General features: G+C 55.9%; 18 protein-coding genes and 3 pseudogenes. 6 read left to right on the forward strand and 15 right to left on the reverse strand.

Annotated features, from left to right (window positions below; genetic code table 11):
• Nucleotides 1-164: 164 nt before the first annotated feature.
• The 4 genes from B9Z47_RS04460 to B9Z47_RS04475 form a co-directional block, all read right to left on the reverse strand.
• The gene (locus B9Z47_RS04460) at nt 165-1,787 is read right to left on the reverse strand and encodes an acyl-CoA carboxylase subunit beta (RefSeq protein ID WP_199226245.1); all 1,623 of its coding nucleotides are present in this window, start codon (nt 1,785-1,787) and stop codon (nt 165-167) included.
• Nucleotides 1,784-2,677: an SDR family oxidoreductase gene (locus B9Z47_RS04465; RefSeq protein ID WP_108329975.1), complete on the reverse strand. Its 894-nt coding sequence runs from the start codon at nt 2,675-2,677 to the stop codon at nt 1,784-1,786. The genes B9Z47_RS04460 and B9Z47_RS04465 overlap by 4 nt, the downstream gene beginning before the upstream one ends.
• On the reverse strand, nt 2,674-3,381 hold the full coding sequence (locus tag B9Z47_RS04470; RefSeq protein WP_108330096.1) for a TetR/AcrR family transcriptional regulator: 708 nt from the start codon (nt 3,379-3,381) through the stop codon (nt 2,674-2,676). The genes B9Z47_RS04465 and B9Z47_RS04470 overlap by 4 nt, the downstream gene beginning before the upstream one ends.
• 170 nt (nt 3,382-3,551) lie before the next feature.
• Entirely contained in the window at nt 3,552-4,736 is a 1,185-nt protein-coding gene (locus tag B9Z47_RS04475; protein ID WP_108329976.1) for an acyl-CoA dehydrogenase family protein, read from the reverse strand.
• 68 nt (nt 4,737-4,804) lie between these two features.
• Here B9Z47_RS04475 and B9Z47_RS04480 point away from each other — a divergent pair, with 68 nt between their 5' ends.
• Nucleotides 4,805-6,067, forward strand: a complete 1,263-nt coding sequence (locus tag B9Z47_RS04480) for an acetyl-CoA C-acetyltransferase (protein WP_108329977.1) — start codon at nt 4,805-4,807, stop codon at nt 6,065-6,067.
• 31 nt (nt 6,068-6,098) lie between these two features.
• Nucleotides 6,099-8,252 (forward strand): 3-hydroxyacyl-CoA dehydrogenase NAD-binding domain-containing protein, encoded by a 2,154-nt coding sequence (locus B9Z47_RS04485; RefSeq protein WP_108330097.1) that lies wholly within the window; start codon nt 6,099-6,101, stop codon nt 8,250-8,252.
• 31 nt (nt 8,253-8,283) lie between these two features.
• Here the strand turns inward: B9Z47_RS04485 and B9Z47_RS04490 are convergent, their stop codons facing one another.
• Both B9Z47_RS04490 and B9Z47_RS04495 read right to left on the reverse strand, forming a co-directional pair.
• Nucleotides 8,284-9,117 (reverse strand): nucleotidyl transferase AbiEii/AbiGii toxin family protein, encoded by an 834-nt coding sequence (locus B9Z47_RS04490; protein WP_108329978.1) that lies wholly within the window; start codon nt 9,115-9,117, stop codon nt 8,284-8,286.
• The gene (locus B9Z47_RS04495) at nt 9,114-9,716 is read right to left on the reverse strand and encodes a type IV toxin-antitoxin system AbiEi family antitoxin domain-containing protein (RefSeq protein WP_108329979.1); all 603 of its coding nucleotides are present in this window, start codon (nt 9,714-9,716) and stop codon (nt 9,114-9,116) included. Before B9Z47_RS04495 ends, B9Z47_RS04490 begins: the two co-directional genes overlap by 4 nt.
• 79 nt (nt 9,717-9,795) lie before the next feature.
• Here B9Z47_RS04495 and B9Z47_RS04500 point away from each other — a divergent pair.
• The 4 genes and pseudogenes from B9Z47_RS04500 to B9Z47_RS04515 all read left to right on the forward strand — a co-directional run.
• A pseudogene (locus tag B9Z47_RS04500) lies at nt 9,796-9,954 on the forward strand (DUF3418 domain-containing protein); the annotation flags it as partial.
• 41 nt (nt 9,955-9,995) lie between these two features.
• Nucleotides 9,996-10,373 carry a type II toxin-antitoxin system RelE/ParE family toxin gene (locus tag B9Z47_RS04505; protein WP_108329981.1) on the forward strand — a complete coding sequence of 126 codons (378 nt, stop codon included), beginning with the start codon at nt 9,996-9,998 and terminating at the stop codon, nt 10,371-10,373.
• A complete protein-coding gene (locus tag B9Z47_RS04510; protein WP_108329982.1) occupies nt 10,363-10,704 on the forward strand; it encodes a DNA-binding transcriptional regulator in 342 nt (113 codons plus the stop codon). Before B9Z47_RS04505 ends, B9Z47_RS04510 begins: the two co-directional genes overlap by 11 nt.
• Before the next feature lie 15 nt (nt 10,705-10,719).
• Nucleotides 10,720-10,911, forward strand: a pseudogene (locus B9Z47_RS04515) (DUF3418 domain-containing protein); the annotation flags it as partial.
• A 158-nt stretch (nt 10,912-11,069) separates the two neighbouring features.
• On the opposite strand, the gene drt3b reads toward B9Z47_RS04515, so the two are convergent.
• The 9 genes and pseudogenes from drt3b to B9Z47_RS04560 form a co-directional block, all read right to left on the reverse strand.
• Nucleotides 11,070-12,992 (reverse strand): antiviral reverse transcriptase Drt3b, encoded by a 1,923-nt coding sequence (drt3b, locus tag B9Z47_RS04520; protein ID WP_108329983.1) that lies wholly within the window; start codon nt 12,990-12,992, stop codon nt 11,070-11,072.
• On the reverse strand, nt 12,985-14,229 hold the full coding sequence (gene drt3a / locus B9Z47_RS04525; RefSeq protein WP_108329984.1) for an antiviral reverse transcriptase Drt3a: 1,245 nt from the start codon (nt 14,227-14,229) through the stop codon (nt 12,985-12,987). Before drt3a ends, drt3b begins: the two co-directional genes overlap by 8 nt.
• Nucleotides 14,230-14,301: 72 nt before the next feature.
• Nucleotides 14,302-16,633, reverse strand: a pseudogene (gene hsdR / locus B9Z47_RS04530) (EcoAI/FtnUII family type I restriction enzme subunit R).
• A gap of 11 nt (nt 16,634-16,644) precedes the next feature.
• Complete coding sequence (locus B9Z47_RS04535) at nt 16,645-17,529, reverse strand: Bro-N domain-containing protein (protein ID WP_108329985.1); 885 nt, start codon at nt 17,527-17,529, stop codon at nt 16,645-16,647.
• Between the two features lie 144 nt (nt 17,530-17,673).
• On the reverse strand, nt 17,674-17,853 hold the full coding sequence (locus B9Z47_RS04540; protein ID WP_108329986.1) for a hypothetical protein: 180 nt from the start codon (nt 17,851-17,853) through the stop codon (nt 17,674-17,676).
• Nucleotides 17,822-18,421 (reverse strand): nucleotidyltransferase domain-containing protein, encoded by a 600-nt coding sequence (locus B9Z47_RS04545; protein WP_108329987.1) that lies wholly within the window; start codon nt 18,419-18,421, stop codon nt 17,822-17,824. Before B9Z47_RS04545 ends, B9Z47_RS04540 begins: the two co-directional genes overlap by 32 nt.
• 109 nt (nt 18,422-18,530) lie before the next feature.
• Nucleotides 18,531-19,010 carry a DUF4411 family protein gene (locus B9Z47_RS04550; RefSeq protein ID WP_108329988.1) on the reverse strand — a complete coding sequence of 160 codons (480 nt, stop codon included), beginning with the start codon at nt 19,008-19,010 and terminating at the stop codon, nt 18,531-18,533.
• The gene (locus B9Z47_RS04555) at nt 18,997-20,148 is read right to left on the reverse strand and encodes an ImmA/IrrE family metallo-endopeptidase (protein ID WP_108330098.1); all 1,152 of its coding nucleotides are present in this window, start codon (nt 20,146-20,148) and stop codon (nt 18,997-18,999) included. The genes B9Z47_RS04550 and B9Z47_RS04555 overlap by 14 nt, the downstream gene beginning before the upstream one ends.
• A gap of 54 nt (nt 20,149-20,202) precedes the next feature.
• Nucleotides 20,203-20,700 carry a restriction endonuclease subunit S gene (locus B9Z47_RS04560; protein ID WP_108329989.1) on the reverse strand — a complete coding sequence of 166 codons (498 nt, stop codon included), beginning with the start codon at nt 20,698-20,700 and terminating at the stop codon, nt 20,203-20,205.
• Nucleotides 20,701-20,769: the final 69 nt, after the last annotated feature.

Raw genomic sequence — 20,769 nt, forward strand, 5'->3', positions numbered from 1 at the left:
GACGGAAAAAGGTGTCGCAATGGCGAGAAGATGTGTCGCAAGGACGGTAAGAGTGAGCACCATGACGAAACACCGTCACTGCGAGGAGCTTGCGACGCGGCAGTCCAGCTGACAAGTCACACAGTGATTGCAAAGATGTGCAGGTGCATGTCATGACGGACAACTCACATCCGTGCCACACCAAACGGCATGGCACGGGGTTGGCGGGCTGCACTCTCGGCACAGGTGTCGAGGCAAAACGACAGCACGCTGCGGGTGTCGCGTGGGTCGATCACGCCGTCGTCCAGCACCAGGCCGCTGGTGTAGAAGGCATCGGCCTGCGCTTCAAACAAGGCCACGATCTTGTCGAACTGGGCCTGCATCTTCTCGGGGGCGGGTGTGATGCCTTTGCGGGCCATGCCGGCCTCGGCCACGATCTGCATGGTGCGTGCCGCTTGCTCGCCACCCATCACCGCCGTTTTGGCCCCCGGCCAGCTGAACAAAAAGCGTGGCGCATAACCCCGGCCGCACATGCCGTAGTTGCCCGCACCAAACGAGGCACCGCACTGGATGGTGATCTGCGGCACGGTGGCGCTGGTCACGGCCTGGATCATCTTGGAGCCGTGTTTGATCATGCCGCCTTGCTCGCTGTCTTTGCCCACCATGTAGCCCGTGGTGTTTTGCAAGTAAATGATGGGGTGGCCCAGCTGGCACATCCACTGGATGAAGTGCGTGGCCTTGTTGGCCCCGGCCACATCAATCGGCCCGTTGTTGCTGATGATGCCGACCGCATGGCCGCCGATGCGCGCCTGCGCACACACCGTGGCCGCGCCAAACAAAGGCTTGAACTCCAGAAAATCCGAGTCGTCCACCAGCCGCAAGATGACTTCGCGCATGTCGATGGGTTCGCGGTGGTGGGCGGGCATCAGGCCCAGCAGTTCTTCGGCGTCAAAGCGCGGGGGCTTGAACGTGTTGTTGTCTTTGTGTTGCGTGCTGCGCGCAGCCCAGTCCCAACGCGCCACCACATCTCGCGCCGTGCCCAGCGCATGGCGGTCGTCTTCGCACAGGTATTCGCCCAGACCCGACACACTGGTGTGCATCTCGGCCCCGCCCAGTTCTTCTTCGGTGGCCACCTCGCCCGTAGCGGCTTTGAGCAAAGGTGGCCCCGCCAGAAAAGCCCGTGAGCGGCCTCGCACCATGATCACCGTGTCACTTAAGCCCGGCATGTAGGCCCCGCCTGCGGTGCCCGAGCCGTGTTGCACCGTGAGCACCGGCAAGCCCGCAGCCGACAGGCGAGCCAGGTTGCGAAACAAGCTGCCACCCAACACAAAGCCTTCGACCTTGTACTGCATCAAATTGGCCCCGGCGCTTTCGACCAAGTGCACAAAGGGCAGTTTGTTTTCGAGTGCCAACTCTTGCACCCGCAAAATCTTTTCCAGGCCCCGCGCCTGAATGGCCCCGGCCTCGATGCCCGAATCGCTGGCCACAACCATGCAGCGCACGCCGCTGATGAAGCCGATGCCCGCGATCATGCCGCCGCCGGGCACCGACTTGGTAGGGTCGGGCGTGTCTTGCACGAAGCCCGCCAAGGCGCACAGCGGCAAGAAGGGCGCACCCGGGTCGAGCAACAAGGCCACGCGTTCACGCGGCAGCAACTGGCCGCGCTTGTCAAACACGGGTTTGGACTGGGCCGAGGCAAGTGCTGCGCGGTTTTGCAAGGCTTGCCACTGCGCCAGACGGGCCAGCGCGGCTTCGCGCCGCTGCTGGGCCACGGGGCTGTGCGGGTTCCAGGTGGATTCAAACGTCATTGGAATACCTTGGGGGTGACGGCGCGGTGAAAGCCGTCAAAGGGTTTGACCGCATCGCGTGTTTGCACATCGGCTTGGGCCACACCTTGTTGCCAGCCCATGCGCATTTGCGGGCGGGCACCGTCCACACGCAGCACCGTGCCGCTGATGAAGCTGGCGGCTGGCGAGAGCAGGAAAACGATAGCGGCCGAAGTCTCGGCCTCGGTGCCAAAACGGCCTTGCGGCACCGTGTTGCGCATTTCGCGCAGCATGGGCCCGGCCTCGGGTGGGTAATGGTCCATGCCGCTGCTGGCGATGTAGCCTGGAGCCACGGCGTTGACGCGCACGCCTTGCGCGGCCCATTCGAGCGCAGCTGTTTCAGTAAAGCTGACCATGCCTGCCCGCGCTGCGCCGCTGTGGCCCATGCCGGGCATGGAGCCCCACATGTCGGCCACGATGTTGACCACCGCGCCGCCGTGCGCTTGCATGCTCTGGTTGAAACACTCACGCGCCACTAAAAAGCCACCCGTGAGGTTGGTGTCGATCACCGCTTGCCAGCCTTTGGCGCTGGTCTTGGCCAGGGCCGAGATGTATTGCCCGCCCGCGTTGTTGACCAAGCCATGAATGCGCCCGTGCTGCTGCACCACCTGCGCGACCATGGCTTTCACATCGTCTTCGCGCCGGATGTCGCAGCTGTGCCAAGTGGCTTGCCCACCGTCACCGGTGATCTCTTGCGCGGTGGCGGTCAGTTTGTCGGGGTTGCGGCCCACCAGCACCACATGCGCGCCCAGGCTGGCCAATTCGTGTGCGGTGCAGCGGCCAATGCCCGAGCCGCCGCCGGTGACCAGGATGACTTGGCCGCTCAGCAGGCCGGGGGAAAAGACCGAACGGTAGGGTGTGGTTGTTGTCATGTCGGGTCTCTCAAAAACAAGGCCAGTGCGGCATCGGTCAAATCGTCCAGCGATGCGCGAGCGGGGCTTTTGGGTGTTGTTTGGGTTGCTGCTTTGGCTGAACGTTTGACAGGTGTTTGAGTTGGCGATTGGTACCACTGCACCGCCCAGTTGAGCGCGCCAAAAATCATCAAGCGCGCCAGCTGCACCGGGGCCTGCAACTGGCCACTGGTATGCAGCGCTTGCAGCACAGGCGTCCAGGCGGCTTCGTAGTCGTCTTTGATTTGCGTGATGGTTTGGCGCTGCTCCGTGCTCAGAGAACGCCATTCGTACAGCATCACCGGGATGAAATCGCTGTCAGGCCCCAGCAGCACATCGAACTGGTTGCGGATCAGTGCGCGCAATTGTTCGCGTGGGGGCAGGTCATCGGACAGACCCGCGCGGGCAGCTTCTTGGCGCTGGCTGGCTTGCTTCATGCCTTCGACCATCACCGCCAGCAACAGGTCTTGTTTGTTGCCGAAGTGATAAAACGGCGAGCCCGGCTGCATGCCCACCAGCGCTGCGATTTCTCGGGTGCTGGTGGCGTCGTAACCTTTGCGGTGAAACAGTTGCGCCGCAGCGGAGATCAGGGCCTGGCGGCGGTTGCCGTCGTCGCGCTCGCCCTCGGTCTTGCGGGGGCGGCCGCGTGCGCGTTTGGGTTCAGCGAGGGTGGGGGAGCTGATCATTTTTGAGATGTCATGCCGGACTTGATCCGGCATCCATGCGTGAAAGGGGATTGACCCCGGGTCAAGCCCGGGGTGACAGATGGAGATGGACCCCGGGTCAAGCCCGGGGTGACAAAGGCAAGAGTCAGGCCCCGGGTGACAGCTGAGAGGTGGGACACGGTGTACGCGCTTCAGCGCCCAGCCAAACCCATGCTGCGCGAGATCACTTCTTTCATGATCTCGTTGGTGCCGCCGTAGATGCGTTGCACGCGGGCGTCGGCATAGGCGCGGGTGATGGGGTATTCCCACATGTAGCCGTAGCCGCCGTGCAGCTGCACGCATTCGTCCATCACCTTGCATTGCAAATCCGAGCACCAGTACTTGGCCATGCTGGCGGTGGCCGTGTCGAGCTTGTCTTGCAACAAGAGTTCAGAGCACTTGTCCACGAACACACGCGCCACCTGCACCTCGGTCTGCAACTCGGCCAGGGTGTAGCGGGTGTTTTGGTAGTTGCCCACGGCCTGGCCAAACACCTTGCGGTCTTTCACGTACTGCACCGTCCAGTCGATGGCCGCTTGCGCTGCGGCAATGCCGCCAATCGCAATTTGCAGGCGCTCCCAAGGCAGTTGCTCCATCAGGCAAATGAAGCCTTTGCCCTGCATGGCCGTGCCGCCCAGCAGCTGGTCGGCGCTGACCTTCACGTTGTCAAAGAACAGCTCGGAAGTGTCTTGCGCTTTGAGGCCCAGCTTCTTCAAGCGCTTGCCTTTTTCAAAGCCGGGCATGCCGCGCTCGATCAAAAACAAGCTGGTGCCCTTGGCCCCGGCAGCGGGGTCGGTCTTGGCCACCAGGATCACCAGATCGGCGTGCCAGCCATTGGTGATGAAAGTCTTGCTGCCGTTGATCACATAGTGGCCATCGGCTTCGTTACCGGAGGGGCCTGCTTGCCACATGGCGGTGGTTTTCACGCCCTGCAGGTCCGAACCCGCAGCCGGTTCGCTCATGGCAATCGCGCCCACCATCTCCCCGCTGGCCAGCTTGGGCAGGTATTTTTGCTTTTGTGCCTCGGTGCCGTAATGCAGGATGTAAGGGGCCACGATCTCGCTGTGCAGGCCGTAGCCGATGCCGCTGAAACCGGCGCGTGAGAGTTCTTCCATCTGCACCACCGAATACAGCTTGTCGGCGTCTGAGCCACCATAGGCCTCGGGCAGGGTCATGCACAAAAAGCCGTTTTCACCGGCTTTGTCCCACACGGCGCGGTCCACGTAGCCCTGCTCTTCCCAGGCGTCGTGGTGGGGGGCGATTTCTTTGTCCATGAAGCGGCGAAAGCTGTCGCGAAAAGCTTCGTGGTCGGCGGAAAAGAGTGTGCGTTCAATCATGGTGTCACCTTCAGGACTTGGGGGTTGCTATTTATACAAAGCGTTTGCTTGGTAAAAGTCTATACTGAATGCCGAACCCCACAACACAGGGCAAACCCCCTGATGACACCCAGGAGACAGACAGCATGAGCGAAGCATTTGTTTATGACGCCATACGCACACCGCGTGGCAAAGGCAAGAAAGACGGCAGCCTGCACGAAGTGAAACCCATCAGCTTGCTGAGCGGGGTGCTGCGCGAGCTGCAAAGCCGCAACCAGTTCGACACCGCTGCGGTGGACGACGTGGTCATGGGCGTGGTCTCGCCGATTGGTGAACAAGGCTCAGTCATCCCCAAAGTGGCGGCACTGGCTGCGGGTTGGGACTGGCGCTGCTCGGGCGTGCAGCTCAACCGCTTTTGCGCCTCGGGCCTGGAAGCGGTCAACATGGCCGCCATGAAGGTGCGCAGCGGCTGGGAAGACCTGGTCGTGGCTGGTGGCCTGGAAAGCATGAGCCGCGTGCCGATTGGCTCGGACGGCGGTGCTTGGGCACAAGACCCCGAAACCAACAGCGCCACCCTGTTTGTGCCGCAAGGCATTGGCGCTGACCTGATTGCCACCATGAGCGGCTTCAGCCGTCACGATGTGGACGCCTTTGCGGTCGAGTCGCAAAAGCGTGCCACGGCCGCGCGTGCAGCGGGCTACTTCGATGGCTCAGTGGTGCCGGTCAAAGACAAGCTCGGTCAGGTCATCCTGGCGCAAGACGAATTCATCAAACCCAGCACCACGGTGGAAACACTGGGTGGCCTGAAAGCCTCGTTTGAACAACTCGGTGCCATGGGCTTTGACGCGGTGGCCTTGCAGCGCTACCCACAGGTCGAACGCATTCACCATGTGCACCATGCAGGCAACTCGTCGGGCATCGTGGACGGCGCAGCGGCGGTGCTGATCGGCTCGGAAGCCGCAGGCAAAATCCACGGCCTCACGCCGCGTGCGCGCATCGTGTCGGTGGCTTTGTCCGGGGCTGACCCGACCATCATGCTGACTGGCCCTATGCCGGCTGCTCGCAAGGCGCTGGCCAAGGCGGGGCTGACGATTGACCAGATCGATTTGTTTGAGATCAACGAGGCGTTTGCCGCCGTGCCCATGAAGTTCATGCAAGAGATGGGCGTGTCGCACGACAAGGTCAACGTCAATGGCGGCGCGATTGCCATGGGCCACCCGTTGGGGGCCACGGGCGCGATGATTTTGGGCATCCTGATCGACGAGTTGCACCGCCGCAAACTGCGTTACGGCATGGCCACTTTGTGTGTGGGCGGCGGCATGGGCATTGCCACCATCGTTGAACGCGTTTGACCGGGGAAAGAACACCATGAGCAACATCATTTTGAAAACACTGCGCTACGAACTGGCGGACGGTATCGCCACCATCACTTTTGACGAGCAAGGCTCGCCGGTCAACACCATGTGTCTGCAATGGCAGGCCGACCTGACCCAGGCGGCTGAGCAGGTGGCCAAAGACAAGGCATCTTTAAAAGGGATCATCCTGGCCTCGGCCAAGTCGACCTTTTTTGCAGGGGCTGACCTCAAGGGCGTGATGCGCTCGCAAGCCTCGGACGGCCCGCGTGTCTTTGTCGAGATCGAAGGCATCAAGAAAGCTTTTCGCACCATCGAGACGCTGGGCGTGCCGGTGGTCAGCTGCCTCAACGGCACGGCGCTGGGCGGCGGCTGGGAAGTGGCATTGATCGGCCATTACCGCATCGCCACGGCCAACCCCAAAACCCAATTCGGTCTGCCCGAAGTCACGCTGGGCTTGATTCCTGGTGGCGGTGGCATCACCAAAATGACGCGCCAACTGGGCCTGTTGGCTGCGCAGCCCTATGTGCTGGAGAGCAAACTCTTTGGCCCCGAAGAAGCACAAAAGCTCGGCCTGGTGCACGAGATCGTGGCCAGTGACGACGAGCTGCGCCCCCGCGCTATGGCGTACATCGCAGCAAGCCAAGGCCAGCCCGAAGCGGCCCAGCACCTGTGGGACCGCAAGGACTACAAAATGCCCGGCGGCACGCCCAGCAACCCCAAGATCGCGGGCATGCTGAGCGTGGCCCCTGCCGTGCTCAAACAAAAAACACGCGGCCTGTACCCCGCGCCCGAAGCGGCGCTGGCCGCCATGGTCGAAGGCGCGATGGTGGACTTTGACACCGCCATGCGCATCGAAAGCCGTTACCTCGCAGGTCTGATGACCAGCCAGGTGGCGCGCAACATGATCAACACCTTCTTCTTCAACATGAACAGCATCAAGGGCGGCCAAAGCCGCCCCAAGGCTGCACCGCGCTACAAGCCCCAAAAAGTGGGCATCTTGGGCGCAGGCATGATGGGCTCGGGCATTGCGTATTCACAAGCCAGCCGGGGCATCGCCACGGTGCTCAAAGACGTGAGTCAAGAGGCCGCTGAAAAAGGCAAGGCCTACAGCCATAAGCGCACCCAAAAACGCGTGGAAAAAGGCCGCATGGCGGCGGACAAACAAGCGGCCTTGTTGTCACTGATCCAGCCCACGGCCAGCGCTGCAGACCTCAAAGGCTGCGACCTGATCATTGAGGCCGTGTTTGAAAACCGCGAACTCAAGGCCAAGGTGACACAAGAGGCCGAGCCGATGTTGGCCGAAGGCGGTTTCTTTGCCAGCAACACCTCCACCTTGCCGATCAGCGGCTTGGCCACGGCCAGCGCCAAGCCCGAGAAATTCGTGGGCATCCACTTCTTCAGCCCTGTGGACAAGATGCAGCTGGTGGAGATCATTCGCGGCGCACAGACCGACGACGAAACCATCGCCCGAGCTTATGACTATGTGCAAGCCTTGGGCAAATTGCCGATTGTGGTGAACGACTCGCGTGGCTTTTATACCAGCCGCACCTTTGGCACCTTTGTGATGGAAGGCGCGGCCATGCTGGGCGAGGGCATCCCCGCCCCCGTGATCGAGAACCTGGCCATGCAAGTGGGCATGCCGGTGGGGCCGCTGGCCGTGCTGGACGAAACGGCGCTGTCGCTGTCGGTGCATGTGCTGGACCAGACCCGCGAAGACTTTGCCAAAGAAGGCAAAACCCACACCGCCACGCCCGGTGAGTTGTTCGTCGAGCGCATGGTCAAAGAATTCAAGCGCCCCGGCCGCGCCGCAGGCGGTGGTTTTTACGACTACCCCGCAGGCCAGAAAAAAGTGCTGTGGCCAGAACTCAAAACCCGCTTTGAAATAGCCGACGTGGCCTACAGCCAGCAAGACATCAAAGACCGCCTGCTGTACCGCCAAGCCGTGGAAACCGCCCGCTGCCTGCAAGAAGGCGTGCTGACCTCGGTGCACGACGGCAACATCGGCTCGATCTTCGGCATCGGCTTTCCGGCCTGGACAGGTGGCGCGCTGCAGTTCATCTATGGCCAGGGCGTGGATGCGTTTGCCAAGCGTTGTGCTGAACTGGCCGCGTTGTATGGCGCGGGGTTTGTGCTGACGCCGGAAGTGATTGACAGCTTGAAGCAGCACCAGCCGGTTTATTGAAGGCTGGATGCCAGTCAAAACATGGTTGTGGCTATCTAGAAACCAGCTTTTCGCGCAACAGTTCAATGACCGAATTGAGCGGTGGCGCCTGAAGCTGGTTCTTTTGAAGGAAGGCATGCCATTGCTTGCTTTTCTGCGGATCGTGACCAAAGACTGGTGAAAAACCAATGGGCGTCGATGTCGGCATGGGTGTTTGACGCCGTTCAAGCGTGGCTGCGATGGCCGTTTGCATCATTTCAGGATCGAGCGCTTGGGTCGAGAGTAAGACCCACAGGTCAAAGTAGTCTTTGAGGCGGGTGTTGGCCATGCCCAACGAAACGATGGCTTCGAACTTCTCGGCCACCACGGTGTAACGCGGATAGACCCTGATCCTGGGCGCAGGCAGGTCCGCCAGCATCACCGGATAGTCGGCCAGCTCCGGCGCTGGTGTGACGGCATCACCGTAGCCAATGTCGACTTGCACTGGGCAGCGTGCACCATCGAGCTGACCTTGCAGTGTGACGCGCAACCCCGAGTAATTGGCATCCTTGCGAATCTCGGTGACTTGAATGCTGCCTGAGTCAAACACAATGGCGTCATCGCATTTAATACCGCAAATTTCGCGAAACACCTCATGTACAACGGGTTCTTCTGCCAATCCAAAACCGAGCAGGTCGATGTCGCGGGTGGGCCGATGCGGAACATCGAACCACATGTCAAACAGCAATGCGCCCTTGAGCAAAAAATGGTCTTTATTGGACGAAATACTCAATCGGTAGAGCAGACGTTCCAAGCCGTAGCGGGTCAAAACCAGCGAGAAATCCAGCTGGTCGGCTTTGGCCTTGTTGAGCAGTCTGGCCCTGACCGATGCAGGCTTGTTGATCATGCGGTCAGCCCTTCGAGGTAAGGCCGCATCACGTTTTGCACGCGGCAAATTTGCCCGTAGTGCCAAAGCTCATCCATCGTGACCCGCTTGGTGTGCCATGCTTCTTTCAGCGCTTCCAGTGCCACGTCCAGGCCGATTTTGTTTCGGAACTTGAAGCAGTCCGCGATGGTTTTGGCCACGCTCGTCACTTTGACTGAAACGCCTTCAATGTCGTGTAGCGCCACGCCCTCGGTCAGCGCTGGTCCACTGAAACGCGCGACGCGCAGGGGCGGGTAATCGAACTGTGGTGCGCGGGCTTTGTTGTCCACAGCCACCCACACTTCAAAGGGTGCTTGAGTGGTCAGTCCGTGGAAGGCCAGTGCAGACAGCAGGCACACCAATACTTGCGGGTGTTTGCTTGCCACTTCGGCCAAGCCAGCGAACTCGGAGGCTTGGCGCTGCGGCAGGGCGTACAGCCCGCGACTGACCTTGTGAATCAGCCCCCGGCGAGCCAGCTGCGCCAGATACAGACGCGAGCGGCCCTGCGCCACAGCATCGCTGGGGCGCAGCAGTGTCTTGCCTTGGGCAAGATCGGTGAGGGAGGCTGGGGTGGGTGACATGGCTAAATTATTTCATAAAGTCGGTAGTTGTCAATAAATACCAGCAATATGCAATATTTCAAGTCGATTCATGACCTGTTTGGTGGCCGATCGCAAAGGTGCCCAAGACGCCCGCATGCTGGAGTTCCGCTGGCTACTGGAAGAGTTGCGCGTGAGCTTCTTCGCACAAGAGCTGCGCACCCCGCAGCCCGTTAGCATCAAGCGGCTGAAGAAGGCTTGGGGGCAGTTGAATCATTGAGGGGGAAATTTTCTATGTCACTGAGTGGCATAATTTAAATTATCCACCGCGTCTTCAAAACCCGCCAATTTGCCAAATGGATGCGTAAAAACGATCTGACGGATGAGACTTTGTGCTTGGCCGTGAGCGAGATGGTCAGTGGCTTGGTGGATGCCGATTTGGGTGGTGATGTGCTCAAGAAGCGGGTTGCTTTGCCGGGTCGCGGCAAGCGGGGCGGCACCCGCACATTGGTGGCGACGCGCAAGGCCAGCCGTTGGTTTTTTGTGTTCGGGTTCGAAAAGAACGAAAAGGCCAATGTGACCAGCACCGAGCTGGAAGCTTTGCAGTGGCTGGCCAAACAACTGCTGGACTTGTCCGGTGCTCAGCTTGAAGTCGCGGCGCAAGACGGATCATTACAGGAGATTTGCCATGAGCACTAAAGCGAAATCCAAGGCTAAACCCCAAATCTCCAGCCGTGTGTTGGAAACGGTTTACGAAACAGCGGCCGACCTGGAGCGTTTGGGTTTTATCGACAAGCGCAAGATGCAAAAGCTCGACGCGCTGTGCATGGAGCCGATTGCGCCTTATGACAGCGCCCAAATCCGCGCCCTTCGCGAACAGCACAACCTCAGTCAGACGGTGATGGCTTCGGTGCTCAACACGAGTGCGTCCACCGTGCGCAAATGGGAGATCGGTGAAAAACATCCCAGCGGCCCGTCGCTCAAGTTGCTGAACTTGCTGGACCGCAAGGGGTTGGATGCGTTGTTGTGATTCGCTAGACGAAAACGAGCTGACCCTGCCCGCGATGCCCAGCGCCTGACCGAGCTGAAACCGCACGAGCAACACTACTGGCGCTTGGTGGCCAAGCGCAAAGGCACCCAAGAGTTGCGCGTGCGCTTCTTCGCGCAAGAACTGCGCACCCCGCAGCCGGTGAGCATCAAGCGGTTGGAGAAGGCTTGGGAACATTTGAATCATTGATTCAAGGAGCGAAGGCCCCGAAGGGGGATGCTTGTTTAGTCAACATGTGTGTGCTCTTTCGAGCTCGCTTACTGAAAAATTACATCAGTAACCGTAAGTGTGACTTCGTTGCAACTCAGTCGCACGATCTTTGCCTAAATCAAGCATCCCAATCCATACTATGCCACAGCGTACACAGGGCGAAGTTGCCTTCTGCGCAATGTATGTTCGATAGCTACTCCATTCCAATCAACGAATCCAATCACTTTAGCCACTTCATCTAGTGTGGCGTTTGATGGATTTCCACCAAATATTTTTTTATATAGGTCTCTTTTTTGTGCTGTACTTAAATCTGGTGCACTGAGGATGTCGCAAAAAAAGTGGAAACTCTCGCTATTTTGGCGGATTAAATTTTTATCAAATTTTGTAGCCAATGCTTTGTCATTTAATTTTTGCAACTGACTCGAAAAAAATTGTTTGTCTTTGAGAAAACAAAATTTTAACGAAATGTATTTGAAGTAAGTAATATCACCATCTGTAATTTCATCAAGAATTCTGACAACATCTGGCAGTTTCAAAAATGCATTGCCTAGATTATGTGCGCCGCATATTAAAGCGTTGAAAAGCTCCACTGAGTCATGGCGAGAATGCTGATCACTCTCCTTGTATGCTAATTTGCAAAGGAGTACTAACTCCTCTGAAACAAGGTGTTCAATTTGGTTCCAGTATTCTTTAGATACTGCCGATCGCATGCCGGAAATCAAACTCAACAACTGGCACAGTCCATACGTTGTCCTTACCCGCAAATCAACAGCAGCAACATAAAAAGCACACTCCAAAACTCTTTGAATTGTGTAATTCCAATTAGCGGCCCAAGCGCCACTACTATCGGAAACCTCCCTGTTAGTCATACGTACAAGCGAACGCAAATCACCAAGCAAGCTTCCACTGACGTGACCAACTTGCACATCATATTGATGGACGATTGAACGTACAGAATTAAGTAATCCCCCAATAGTATGGCGTTCATCAGAGGATAGTTTTTCACCTTGCTCCCAGTTTTCTCCCATCACCGTCCGTTTCGCGTTACTTATGGAAGCCCTTAGAGCCGTCCGTGCTTGACTCAATGACGTAACAAATGGTCTTTCAAAACTTCTAACCTTAGATTCATTTACATAAAGTTTGAACTTGCTAAGGTGATGGCGAATAACTTTTTCTATCTTTGTTAAATTTTCATTTGTATTGGAGAAAATCGAAAAATCATCAACATATCGTCTAATTGAATAATCTTGTCCTTCAACAAGTTTATATTCCAACCTGAGTTGAGATTGGACAGCAACATCTATGCCTTGAAGAATTATTTCTGCAAATATACGGGAGATTTCAGGTCCAACGACAATCCCATTTGTTTCATTGTGATTTGCACGTTGCATCAATGTGTCATAGGCTGCTTCAAAATAGTATGTTCCAAGATTATTTTTGGCAAAATCTTTACTTCTGGTAGCCCAGGTCAATGAATGCGTATAGATCCCATAAAAGCACTTCGAAATGTCAATTTGCCTCAAATGAGAAAAGCGTTTTTCTAATCGAACAAATTCTTTTGATTCATAGAACTTGTTGAGTAGTGAATACTTCTCATATGAGAAGTAAGAAACTAATTTCGACAGTTCGATTTCTATTTCATTTGATCTGATTTCAACTTGTCCAACTTTATGGGTTACTTCATTATTTTTTGCTCTTGCAACATAAACTGCTGCTAATGCTGCAGGATGTCGAAGTGAAAACTGACTTCTGCGGCATTGATCAAGTATTGCATTTTCATACTGAGCGTAGAAATCACAAAACTCTAACTGAAGCAACGGATGGATCATACTTAATAATGTTTGTCGCGAACTATCTTTCCTTATCGAATAATTGTAGGGAATTGTGACCTTATCAGCTTTTGAGAAAATATTTGCCAATAAAGTAGTCGCATCTGGACTAATTTTTTTACTGCGGCCGTAGTAAAGGCCTTCGTTTCCAAATATCACTGGCAATTCATACGGCAAGGTCTCCGTTAGCAGTGGTCTGTAATGCCATGAATTCTTTATTTTCTTAAACATTACGCCAAACTTTCTTGATTTCTGTTACTTCGATTGCATCAAATTTTTCCGAATACTTTAATGAAAATCCTTTGAAAAAAGAAATGGCACGAAGCTGTGTAAGTTGCGAGGCGCTAAGACTAACGCGCATTCCAGTCGTATTTTTTAACAAAGAATTATAAAATGCATCTAATGCTTTAAGTTCAGCACCTTCATACTGAATAAGATCGCCTCCCTTGTATGTACCACATAATTTGTAGTTATAATAAATTCCAGATTTTACATCTTTAGATGTTTTTATCGAGCTTGCCCCATGACGTAAAACCGTAAAGTTGCCAGCCAAAAATCTAAGCCGCATGTGTAAAAGTGAAAATTTACGATCTTTAGCGTAAGCTTTTAATGCGCAAAAAATTCTGGTTTTTATTTTTAAAATCTTTTTTTCCGCAATCTCTACCTTAACAATTCGATGCATTTTTCCAATTGCCAAATTAGAAAAAATGTATTTATAACCTAAATACTCGAAATCCGTTTTTTGTTGGTCTGCTTTTTCTTTGCAATCAACGTCTATTCGGTCTTCCTTTGCTTTATTGAAGTGCATCCCGGCTGGAAGTAGACTTAACAACTCATGCTCAATTTCCTCTGGTGATTTAAAAGAAAAAATAAGAATGTCATCGGAATATCTAAAGTATCGATAAACACCTTGCAATCCACGTACTGCCTTGTCAAAATCTTCCATTGCGAGCTCCGCAAGCACCGGACTCAGAGAAATTCCACGAGGAAGTCCTTGTGTGGAACCAAGACAAAAAGTTTGAAAATAAACTTCGATGAACTGTTTAATGACCGAGGGCATATAAGCGCTGCGTGCAACTTTAATTTTTAACTGCTCGATTGGAATCGACTCATAAAAAGAGGAGATATCTCTACGTAAAATATACATTGGAGTTGAGTCTGTGAGCGCCTCAATCACAGATCTTACTGTTCGATCTCTATTTTTAATGTCAACTCGGAACCTATGGCTTAAAAATTTCGATACAAAGCGAAGAATTAGAGTTTGCGAGTAATCTGATAATGATGAACAGTCTCGGTTTTTGATTTTTGAAATATTAATTGGTCCAAAAAAAGGAAAACCTGTTGCTGCTGTGTCAATTGCCTTTTTGATGATCGAATCTCTATCTTTTTTTAAATCTATTTGAAAACGTCGTGAGTCTCCTGCACGAATTACGGCAGAGAATGTTCGTTCATCAAAATTGATCAGCATAAATAGTCCTATCTGATTTTAATAAAAATTAAATTTTATTGATAAGTGAGTTTTGATGATTAATAATGTATTTTAGTTATACAAATATCGCTGCATCCCCACAAACGCCTGCCTAACCTGCACCGCATCCCCCAAATCCGCCATCGCGTCATGCAGCGCGTTGTTGTAGCGCAGCTTCAGCAGTGGGGTGAGCTTGTCGGCGTCGAGTTGGTCTACGCCTTGGGTCACGTACTGGTCCAGCACAAACGTTAAAAACGCTTGTTGCTTTTGCCCGTAGGTCATCGCGTTGTGCGCCTTGGCGCGATCTGCTCGGGTGGCGCGTGTCTCGGTGGGCAGCGCAAAGGCCACGTAGGCCAGCACGTCGAAGAGGTCGCTTTTCTCGGCTTCGATGATGCGTTGCATTTCGCGCAGCGGGTCGCGGCCAAAGCCTTTGTCTGCCAAGCCGCTTAGCAGCGCTTTGCGCGTGGTTGGGTCGGCCCACAGGGTGCGCAGTTCATCTTCGTTTTTGAAGAAATCGGGCAGGGCGCCAAACAAGCTTTCCAAAAACTGAGCGGGTGACAGCGGCTTGCCGTCTGGCCCCCAGTAGCTGGTGGAGGTGATGTGCTGGAGGGTGCGTGTTTTGCCGTCGGCCAGTTTGACCACCAGCTTGGCCGGGCGGTCTTCGCCTGACATGCTCACTTTGGGTGGCTCGGTCGGGTCTTGTGGTTGCCAGCTCGGCGGCAAAGGCTTTTCGGTCGGTGGTTCTGGCTGCACAGGTTCGCCGTCCCATTCCGGGTCGCTGAACAGGTGGTGCGCCTTCACAAAGTCGTAGATCGTGAAGTAATCCTTGCCGTCATACAGGCGCGTGCCGCGCCCGATGATTTGTTTGAACTCGATCATCGAATTCACAGGCCGCATTAGCACGATGTTGCGCACGTTGCGGGCGTCCACGCCTGTGGAGAGTTTTTGCGACGTGGTCAGGATGGTGGGCAGCGATTTCTCGTTGTCCTGAAATTGGCTCAGGTGCTGCTCGCCCAGCTTGCCGTCGTTGGCCGTCACGCGCACGCAGTAGTCGGGCGCGGGGCTGGTCTTGATCTGGTTGATCAGGTCGCGCACCAGCAGGGCGTGCTGCTGGGTGGCGCAAAACACGATGGTCTTTTCGCGCTGGTCGATGCTGTCCATGAACAGCTTGACGCGGTAGGCCTCGCGCTCTTTGATCTCGATGCTGCGGTTGAAGTCTTTTTCTTCGTAGCGCTTGCCTTGCTGCACTTCGCCGTCCAGCACCATGTCGTCGGCGGTGTAGACGTAATCGTCCAGCGTGGTCACGATCTGCTTGACGCGAAACGGCGTCAAAAAGCCATCGTTGATGCCGTCCTTGAGCGAGTAGGTGTAAACCGGGTCGCCAAAATAGCCATAGGTGTCGGCGTTGATCGTGCGCTTGGGTGTTGCCGTCAGGCCCAGCTGCACGGCGGGGCTGAAGTATTCGAGGATGGCCCGCCAGCTGCCTTCGTCGTTCGCGCCGCCCCGGTGGCACTCGTCGATGATGATGAAGTCAAAAAAGTCCGGCGGGTATTCGCCAAAGTAGGGCGTTTCACCCGGCCCGCTCATGAAGGTCTGGAAGATCGTGAAGAACACGCTGCCGTTCTTGGGCACGCGGCCTTTCTTCTTGATGTCGCTGGGGTCGATGCGCACCACCGCATCTTCGGGGAAGGGCGAGAACGCGGTGAACGCCTGATCGGCCAGGATGTTGCGGTCGGCCAAAAACAAAATGCGTGGGCGGCGGCTGGGCTCGGTGCCTTCTTTCCAATCCTTCAGGTTCCAGCGGCTGTGAAACAGCTTCCACGCCAGCTGAAACGCGATGAAGGTCTTGCCCGTGCCTGTGGCCAGCGTCAGCAGCACACGGTCTTTGCCGTTGGCCACTGCCTCCAGCACGCGGGTGATGGCGCTCTCTTGGTAATAGCGACCCGTCCAGGTGCCGCCTTTGTCTTCGAGCGGGACGGCGGCAAAGCGTTTGCGCCAAGCGGCCGCTTGCGCCTCGCTCTCGCCAAAGGCCATGTCCCACAGCTCATCGGGCGTGGGGTAGCGGGTCACTTCGCCCTCGGCCCCCGTGTGCATGTCGATGCCGTAAATGCCCTGGCCGTTGGTGGCATAGGTGTGGCGAATGGCCAGCTTGGCCGCGTAGCTCTTGGCCCACGCCCTCGGTCAGCGGCTTGGCCCAAGCCTTGGCCTCGATCACCGCCAGCTTGGTGTTGCGGTAGACCAGCACATAGTCGGCAATGTCGGCCCGCGCCCGCTTGCCCGCGCCTTGCAGGCGGCCCGCCGTGATGTTGTGCTCCCGCAAGATGCGGCTGCCATCCACCTGGCCCCAGCCTGCGGCGGCCAGGGCCGGGTCGATGTGTTCGGCGCGGGTTTCGGCTTCGTTCATGGATCGGTCTTTCACACCTTCTTGCGCGGTGTTTTTTGAACCGTTGCAGTTTTTGCAACAGTTGATTTGGCTTTTAATTTTTTGTTGGGGGGTGCCAGATAGTTGTCGCCTGTCACCACAGATCGGCCTGTTTGCTGCTCCAGCTGCTGGCGGGCTTGCTTGGCAATGCGACCACCCATCACTGCAGCCCCTTTGTTTTCTTGTAAACCGGTCGCCTGCTGGGTTTCTGCCACTTGTCGGGTTGAGAGTTCAGCCAGCGCTGTGAAGATCAGTTCGGCCTCGCTCATGTGGTCACGCAGATTGTGTGTTTTCAGGCCCTTGATGTTCTTATGCTCTTTCACACTCACGCCCGACCACTCTTGGTGAATGATGTTGGTGAGCATGGCGAATTCGTCGCCGCTTTTCACATCATGTTCGCGCCAATAGTCGGTCAGCTTGTTGCGGGTTTCCTGCCCCGTCATGCGTTGCTGAATCCACTTGTCGCTGCGGCCATGCTGCTGCCATGTCTCACGGGCGCGGTTGAGCGACAGGGCGGGGTCGGTCATTTCCTGCATGCGCTCGTAGCCCACCTTGGCCAGCCAGAGCTTGATGGGTTCTGCCTTGGGGCTGGGGATGGACTGCACCAAGCGAAGCAGCGTAGTTGCTTCTGCGCAGTCTGTTTCACGCAAACGGCCGTCTGTTGAGGCTAATTTCAACTGTACGATTTTCTCGTACAGTTGGTTGGAACCCGCTTCTTGCGCCAGTTTGCGCTTGAGATCCGACCAGTAGCGACGAGCGCTGCTGCTATCAGTCAGGACCTGCACGACGTCCACCACCGAGAACCACCAAGTCTCACTGGCTTCGTCATAAACACGGCGAATGTCTTTGCCGTCGAAGTGCGTTGCTGCAATGTTCATGAACCAGTCCTCAAATGCTTGTGATGATTTGGACCATATGGAGGACATCCTCTATATGGTCGCCCAACCTATAGCTGCATGTTGCGCACGTTTTGCTGGCGCTCCGACCGGGGTCGATGTGTTCGGCGCGGGTTTCAGCTTGGTTCATGGCTGTAGCCCTCGGTCCGCGTCCATGCGGGTGCCGGATGACACGGCGGTTTGCTGAGCATCTGTCAACTTGACCTGCGCAATCTGGAGCCAAGCCACTGCGTCCTTGGCGTTGGTCGCTTGCTGTTTGACGGGGGCATCTGGCTCACTGGCCAGGCGCTGAAAAGATCGCAGCATCAAACTGTCCAATCAGTGGAATGCGAGGGCTTTGGGCAACCTCTTGGGCAAAGCTTTCACGGTCTGTCACCTGTTTTTTGAATGCTTCTATCGTACACGCAGTGGCGTGCACCTTTCGGCCCAACTGGCGACCTGCAGGCCTGAGTGCGGCGTTGACCTTGAGTTCAGAAGTTGTGCCCAGAATCAGCACGTCGACATCGCTGTTGGCAGTGGCTTGGCCCCGGGCCACTGAGCCAAACACCAAGGCCACTTCGATCCCATCGAGTTTCTCAAGGGTTTCACGCAGCGTGCGCACCAGCGCGCTGTCTTGCTGCATGAGGGTCACCAGCGGTGCCAGCTGCGGGTCTGTGCTGGCGTAATAGCGGGGCAGGCCATCTTGCTGACGGCGCTGCACCAGGCCAGCCACGGCCCAGCGCTTGAGCAGCCGGGCCGTGTTACCGGGGTCTATGCCTGAAGCTGCGGCCAGCTCACGCGGCCCATAGCCCCGGCCTGGCTCGGCAAACAGTGCTTGAAGCACTTTGAATCGGGCCTGACCGCCAAAAACCTCGATGAGCTGGGCTTCGTTCATGGTTTGATGTTCAATTGACAACGATGTTGTCGAATATACATCAATGTGGTCAGATTAACAACAGGAGGCTTGTTTTTGGGTTTATGGCAACCGACGACGGACACGGGTTTCAAAATACCTGCTGAGATTGCCTGAGGTAGTCCAAAAAGTTCAAGTGAGCCACCTGCACGCCGGGCAAGTCACACACGGCAGGGATTTTCCGCTTGGTCGGTTCGTTCTGTTTGCCGAACTGGCGCTTTTCATCGGTCACCAAGGTGGTCCCGTGGTACTGCGCGGAGGCAATGATCAGGATGTCGTTTTCGTCAACGCCCTTTGGGTGGTACTTGTCGTTCTGGATGCCCACTTCATCCTTGATTTGCTTGGCGGCCTGGAGAACCGCATTGCCCATGGGCAAGCGACGAATGTTCTGGGACTTGAGCCATGTGGCGCAATCGGGGGATTTGTGACCTACCTCTTCAAGGGCGACCGTAGGAATCGACAGCCTCTGGTCCTGTATTTCACCTGCCAACCAGTCCCACAAACCGGGAAACTGGGTGAATGGGTAGTTGTCCCACGCGTGGAGGATGGATGAGGCGTCAAGGGTGTGCACAGAACCGCTCCAGCGCGTGCACATCTGCAATCTTCAAACCGTCCAGGTAGCCACTGGCTTTGGACAGCGTGATGTGCTGCGCGCTGAGGGAGTCAAGCACTGTGCGCACATACCGATCACCAAACATGTGTCTGGGTTCGCGATACCGGTATGCGCGCGACCCACCCTGATCTTCATTGTTATAGGTTCTGTCCGATACCAACTCGCGGTAGGCCATATAGACAGCCAGGGGCAGTCGCCCCACGTCCATGAGCCTGCGCAAGATGACTTCGGTGCTCGCGCCCCACTTCAAATGGTGGGGTCGGAGCCATTCGTCCAGCATGGCCACCTCTGCCGGGCGGCTCAAGTCGTCGATTTGCTTGAAAAACGCGTCTGGCACCAAAACCAGACCGGCAAACTGGTTCGCCTCACGTTCGCGGCCTTGGGTACTGCGCAAGTCGGATTCTTCGTCGATCCAGCTGGTCTTGTGCAGCAGCACATGGGCCAGCTCATGCATGAGCGTGAAGCTTTGAGCGGCTTCGCTGGCCATCTTTTTGACGACGATGACCGGGCATTGCTCGTCGTACAGAGCAAAGCCAGCAATTGGGCTTTCCTTGGCGATTTGCCATTTGCCGTTGTAGCCGTTGGTGCGGAAGACCAGAATGCCCTTGGCTTCGACCGCTTCGCGTAAAGACTCGAAATTGTTTTTGTCGCCCAAGCCCAGCCACTGGCGCACATGGCGGGCGGCAGTGGCCACATCGCGGCTGGGCAGGTCGAGCGCTTCAAAGGGCGTCCAAGCGTCGCTGTCCAGCTCATCCTGCAGACTCAGGAAAATCTGGCGTTGCTTTTCAACGCGTTCGATCAGGTTCTTGAGTCGAGGGGAGAGTTCAGGGTTTTGGCTGGCCAGGGTGCGAAACTGGGGCGTGTGGACATGTGGTGCCTCTACCGGTTCCGCTTCCAGAAAAAAGAGCACGCCACGGCCAAAGAAATCGGCCACGCTGCGCAGTTGGTTGAAGGTCAATCCTTCGCCATCGTGCATCACAGCAGACATGCGATCCGCCGATATGCCAACCTCGGCCGCAAGCGCCTCCGGCGTGATGCCATGATCGGCACAACACCAGGCAATGCGGGCGGGGTTGATCGACTGTATACGGTCCATAGACTTCATTTTATAGAACGACCCTGACTAACTCATCAGGGAAAACCAATGGCCTCACAATTGCCCGCTGAAGGCTTGGTGAAGCAGCGATTTTTTGAGATCGTCGAGGGCGGTGAGTTTTTGGCGGTAGATGGATTCGAGGCGCTCAGATTCTGTGCGTAGCTCGTCAAGCTTTTCAACGATTTTCTGCTGCTCAGCAAGCGTGGGGATGCTGATAGGAAAGGCTCTGAGATAACCCAGGCCAACAAATTTTTGTGTTGTGCCTTTTGCTTCAGATTGCATTTTTGCAATCACTGAAGGTGTGCTGAGGTAGTACTGAAGAAAGTAGCTGTTCTGTGTTTCTGGGACTTTCAACAAGGCCACATTTTTGATGGCGAAGTTGGGTTCGATTTCTACAACCGTGGGATTGCCAATCGTGCCGATCATTGCCAGCAACACATCACCCTGATGTACAGCGCTTCGTTCGTTGATCTTCGCGTAATCCAGCTCAGCAATTAACGTGAAAGAACAACAACTGCAGACAAGCCTGTGCCTGGCCTCGGCGAAGGCCAGCGCCGTTGACCGCCACGTGTTCTGATCAGATTGGCCTGGTTATGAATTCGTGTTTGACCAACATTTGTA

It is taken from the genome of Limnohabitans sp. 2KL-1 (assembly GCF_003063435.1).
Lineage (GTDB): Bacteria > Pseudomonadota > Gammaproteobacteria > Burkholderiales > Burkholderiaceae_C > Limnohabitans_A.